Here is a 4,335-nt window from a genome sequence, read left to right on the forward strand (position 1 = left end):
AGCGCATGACCCCCGACCGCTTCCGCGAATGCCTAGACGCGATCGGTTGGACCGGTCGCGAGCTTGCCCGCCGGCTGTTTCCGGGCGACCGGACGGCCAAGGCCGCGCTGGCGCTGGCGGGTCGCGGCGACCGCTATGCCGTCGCGGGGGCCGAGCCGCCCTATCGCATCCCGGCGCTCGCGATCGACCATCATCCCGCCGACATCGGGATACCCACCGGCCACCTGCGCGGCGGCGCGCACGGCCATGCCGCCTTCTTCACCGAGTCGTTCGTCGACGAGCTGGCGCATGCGGCGGGCACGGAGGCGCTGAGCTATCGCATCGCGATGCTGGGCGGCGATCCCCGGCTCGCGCGATGCCTGTCGACGGCGGCGTCGCTGGGCGGATGGGACGGCGGCGGGCGGGGCGGCGGGCAGGGGATCGCGTGCCATGCGTTCCGCGGCAGCCGGGTCGCCGTGCTGGCGGAAGCGCGGATCGAGGGCGGGCGGATCAGGGTCGACCGGTTGGTGGCGGCGGCGGACTGCGGCCGGCTGGTCAACCCCGACCTCGTCCGCCAGCAGATCGAGGGCGGGCTGGTGTTCGGTATGGCGCAGGCGCTGGGCGGCTCCACCGGCTACACCGCCGGCCTGCCCGATGCGCGCGGCTTCGGCGCGCCGGGCGGCAGACCGGGTGGCAGAGGAGTGGCGCTGCCCCGGCTCGCCGACGTGCCCGACGTCACCGTCGAGCTGATCCGCAGCGAGGCGGAACCGGGCGGGGTGGGCGAGCTCGCGGTTCCGCCGGTCGCGCCGGCGATCGCCAATGCGCTTTGGTCGGCGACGGGCACTCGCCTCCGCTCGCTGCCGCTGGTACCCGGCCCGTCGTGACACTTCCCCCGGACCATCCCGCGATCGTCGCGCCCCGCATCGGCGTGCTCCTGATAAATCTCGGCACGCCGGACGCCGCCGACACGCGCGCGGTGCGGCGCTACCTCGCCGAGTTCCTGTCGGACCGGCGGGTCGTGGAGCTGCCGCGCATCGCGTGGCAGCCGATCCTGCGCGGCATCGTCCTGACCACGCGGCCAAGGAAGTCCGCCCACGCCTATGCCCAGGTATGGCGGGAAGACGGCTCGCCGCTCGCCGCCTTCACGCGCTTGCAGGCGCACGGGTTGCAGGGCGCGTTCGGACCGGGCGTCGTCGTCGACTGGGCGATGCGCTATGGCAATCCGTCGATCGGCGACCGGCTGGCGGCGATGAAGACGGCAGGGTGCGAGCGCATCCTGCTGGCACCGCTGTACCCGCAATATTGCGCGGCGACGACCGCGACCGCCAACGACAAGGCGTTTGCGGCGCTGGCGGGCATGCGCTGGCAGCCGGCGATCCGCACGCTTCCCCCCTACCACGACGACCCGCTCTACATCGCCGCGCTGAGGGACAGGCTCCAGGCGGAGATCGCCGCGCTGCCGTTCGTGCCCGACGCGCTGGTCGCGAGCTTCCACGGAATGCCCCGGCGGACGCTGGCGCTGGGCGACCCGTACCACTGCCACTGCCAGAAGACCGCGCGGCTGCTGTCCCTGGAGATGGGTCGCGAGCTGACCGTCGCCTTCCAGTCGCGCTTCGGCCCCGCCAAGTGGCTGGGACCGGCGACCGACGAGACGCTGGCGCGGCTGGCGGGCGAGGGGACGCGCCGCGTGGCGATCTTCGCGCCGGGCTTCTCCGCCGACTGCCTGGAGACGCTGGAGGAGCTGTCGATCCGTGGCCGCGAGACGTTCCTGGCCGCCGGCGGCACCGACTTTGCGTACCTGCCGTGCCTCAACGACTCCGAGCCGGGGATCGCGATGCTGCGCGGTATCCTGTCGCGGGAACTTGCGGGCTGGATCGACGCCGCCTAGCCTCGACCGGGTGGGATGAGGAGAGAGCCATGGCTCGGGTAGCGATCGTGACCGGCGGCACGCGCGGCATCGGCGAGGCGATCAGCCTCGCGCTGCAGAAGGCCGGAATGACTGTCGTGGCGAACTACGCGGGCAATCAGGAGCGGGCGACGGCATTCAGCGATCGCACCGGCATCGCCGCCCGCCGCTGGGACGTGGGGGACCACGACGCCTGCCAGGCCGGCTGCGCCCGCGTGGCGGCGGAGATCGGCCCGATCGACGTCGTCGTGAACAACGCCGGCATCACGCGTGACGGAACGATCCTGAAGATGACGTTCGACGACTGGAACGAGGTGATGCGCGTCAATCTGGGCGGCTGCTTCAATATGGCGAAGGCCGCGTTCCCCGGCATGCGCAGCCGCAAATGGGGCCGGATCGTCAACATCGGTTCCGTCAACGGCCAGGCGGGCCAGTACGGCCAGGTCAACTATGCCGCCGCCAAATCGGGCATCCACGGCTTCACGAAGGCGCTGGCGCAGGAGGGCGCGCGCGCCGGCGTGACGGTGAACGCGATCGCGCCGGGCTACATCGATACCGACATGGTCGCGGCGGTGCCCGACGACGTGCTGGAGAAGATCGTCTCGCGGATCCCGGTCGGTCGCCTGGGTCAGGCGGAGGAGATCGCGCGCGGCGTCGCGTTCCTCTGCTCGGAGGAAGCGGGGTTCGTGACGGGATCGACGTTGAGCATCAACGGCGGACAGCACATGTACTGACGGGCCGCGCGAGCGCGATTCGCAACGACCCGGCCGCGCCCGCGGCTGCGCCCGTCAGCGGCACCGTTCCGGATCGCCCGACCGCTCCACCGCGCGCCCGGCCAGCGCGCCGCCGCCGAGGCCCAGGATCGTGCCCAGCGACCGGTCGCCGCGCGTATCGATCGTGCGGCCCAGCAGACCGCCGGCGATCGCACCCACGATCGTGCCGGTCGTCCCGCTGCGGCACGGGCGGAGGTCGCGGCCGCGCTGGTCATGCTCGCGGTAGCCGCGCGGCGGCCGGTTGTAGCCGTCCCGATAGGCGTCTCCGTACGCCTGCCGGTAGTCCTGCCCATAATGCCCGTTGCTGTATCGCTGCGCATCGGCGGCGACCGGGACCGTCAGCAAGCAGGCGGCGAGGACGGCGACGATCATATCGCACGACCTGGAAACCCACGACTGGGACACCGACGATTGGGGCACCGACGACTGGGACAAGGCGTTCACTCCCGGCTTGGCGATCCCGACCGGCAGGAGGACCGGCGGGCCGGCGATCCGTCGACGATGCCTGCGCTAGCGCAACCGGCTTGATCGCAGGCTGAATGCGCCCGTCATCCGCCGTTCACCGACGATGCCACGACCCGTCGTTCGACGCACGACGACAGCCGCCCCGGTCGCCCGGTCGGCTGTCGATGGAATGGTCGCGGGTCGGCCGGGTTAGCCGACAGAGTTCAGGCGGCGGCGGACTCGGGCGCTGTGGAAACACTAATTTTCTTGACGATGTCGCGCTTCAGCCGGCGGCAGCGCAGCGACAGCAAGGCGTCGCTCGTCTTGACCAGCCAGTTGTCGAGCCCGCCATTGTGCTCGACCGAGCGCAACCCGTGCGTCGACACGCGAAGCCGGATCGAACGCTCCAGCGCGTCGGAGATCAGCGTCACGTTCTGCAGGTTGGGCAGGAAGGTGCGCTTGGTCTTGTTGTTGGCATGGGAAACGTTGTTTCCCACCTGCCGGCCCTTGCCGGTCAGCTCGCAAATGCGCGACATATCGTCCGTCCTGATGCTGGGGCCTGATACGGGCGTGGCGACCCCTGGAAAGGGGCCGCGCATACCGGTCGTCGGCCACATCGTCAACCGGTGGCAACCCGGCCGCCACCGGTGCGTTACGCGGCCGTATCATTTGAGGGGAGAGTTCATGCGGATATTGCTGACGCTGTTGGGACTGGCGGTGATCGCGCTGGTGGTGGCGATGCTGTTCGGCTTCGTCAATTTCGACCAGACCCGCAAGGCGGTGGTGCAGGCGCCCGCGTTCAAGATGAACGTCGGCCATGTCGCGGTCGGCTCGGAAACCAAGACGGTGCAGGTGCCCACGCTCAGCGTGCAGAAGCCCGCCAACGCCGCCGCGCCGGCCCAGTGACCAGTTCGAGCCCAACGACCGGTTCACGCTCAACGAACGGCTCGCGTCCGGATGGCGGGTCGGTTCGTACCTCGGGAGCGGTGGCGGCGGCGATCCTGCTGCCGCCGCTGGGGCTGCATCTGGCGATGGCGCGGCCGCGGTTGTTCTGGATCGGGACGGTCCTGACCGCATTGGGCTTCCTGCCAGGCATCGCCTTTGCGCTGCACGCGGTATTGCTCGGTCGGGACACGGTAGCCGGCAGCCGATCCTAGGCGGCGCCATGGCTTTCCCGCTGCCACCGCCGATGCGGCTGGCGCTCGACGCGGCGGCCGCGGCGGCCGCGGCGGG

7 protein-coding genes are annotated in these 4,335 nt (G+C 71.0%); 5 read left to right on the top strand and 2 right to left on the bottom strand.

Translation table 11 applies throughout. The annotated features are described in order from the left end of the window. The 3 genes from HUV01_RS12770 to phbB all read left to right on the top strand — a co-directional run. On the top strand, positions 1-863 hold an 863-nt coding region (locus HUV01_RS12770), incomplete at its 5' end, for a molybdopterin cofactor-binding domain-containing protein (protein ID WP_174298610.1). Continuing rightward, on the top strand, positions 860-1,867 hold the full coding sequence (hemH, locus tag HUV01_RS12775; protein ID WP_174298611.1) for a ferrochelatase: 1,008 nt from the start codon (positions 860-862) through the stop codon (positions 1,865-1,867). The genes HUV01_RS12770 and hemH, both read left to right, overlap by 4 nt. A gap of 29 nt (positions 1,868-1,896) precedes the next feature. Then, entirely contained in the window at positions 1,897-2,619 is a 723-nt protein-coding gene (phbB, locus tag HUV01_RS12780) for an acetoacetyl-CoA reductase (RefSeq protein WP_174298612.1), read from the top strand. 54 nt (positions 2,620-2,673) lie between these two features. Here the strand turns inward: phbB and HUV01_RS12785 are convergent, their stop codons facing one another. Continuing rightward, on the bottom strand, positions 2,674-3,030 hold the full coding sequence (locus HUV01_RS12785) for a glycine zipper 2TM domain-containing protein (protein WP_174298613.1): 357 nt from the start codon (positions 3,028-3,030) through the stop codon (positions 2,674-2,676). Positions 3,031-3,326: 296 nt separating this feature from the next. After that, a complete protein-coding gene (rpmB, locus tag HUV01_RS12790) occupies positions 3,327-3,638 on the bottom strand; it encodes a 50S ribosomal protein L28 (protein ID WP_174298614.1) in 312 nt (103 codons plus the stop codon). 148 nt (positions 3,639-3,786) lie between these two features. On the opposite strand from rpmB, the gene HUV01_RS12795 reads away from it, so the two are divergent. Both HUV01_RS12795 and HUV01_RS12800 read left to right on the top strand, forming a co-directional pair. After that, complete coding sequence (locus HUV01_RS12795) at positions 3,787-4,008, top strand: hypothetical protein (RefSeq protein ID WP_174298615.1); 222 nt, start codon at positions 3,787-3,789, stop codon at positions 4,006-4,008. Between the two features lie 80 nt (positions 4,009-4,088). Then, positions 4,089-4,259 (top strand): YqaE/Pmp3 family membrane protein, encoded by a 171-nt coding sequence (locus tag HUV01_RS12800; RefSeq protein ID WP_174298616.1) that lies wholly within the window; start codon positions 4,089-4,091, stop codon positions 4,257-4,259. Positions 4,260-4,335: the final 76 nt, after the last annotated feature.

The sequence above is a fragment of the Sphingomonas bacterium genome (assembly GCF_903643035.1).
Taxonomy (GTDB): Bacteria; Pseudomonadota; Alphaproteobacteria; order Sphingomonadales; family Sphingomonadaceae; genus Sphingomonas.

Excerpts from the sequence above, each read along its gene's own strand:
- phbB (WP_174298612.1), top strand. The coding sequence starts at position 1,897 with ATGGCTCGGGTAGCGATCGTGACCGGCGGCACGCGCGGCATCGGCGAG.
- HUV01_RS12785 (WP_174298613.1), bottom strand. The coding sequence starts at position 3,030 with ATGATCGTCGCCGTCCTCGCCGCCTGCTTGCTGACGGTCCCGGTCGCC.
- rpmB (WP_174298614.1), bottom strand. The coding sequence starts at position 3,638 with ATGTCGCGCATTTGCGAGCTGACCGGCAAGGGCCGGCAGGTGGGAAAC.
- HUV01_RS12795 (WP_174298615.1), top strand. The coding sequence starts at position 3,787 with ATGCGGATATTGCTGACGCTGTTGGGACTGGCGGTGATCGCGCTGGTG.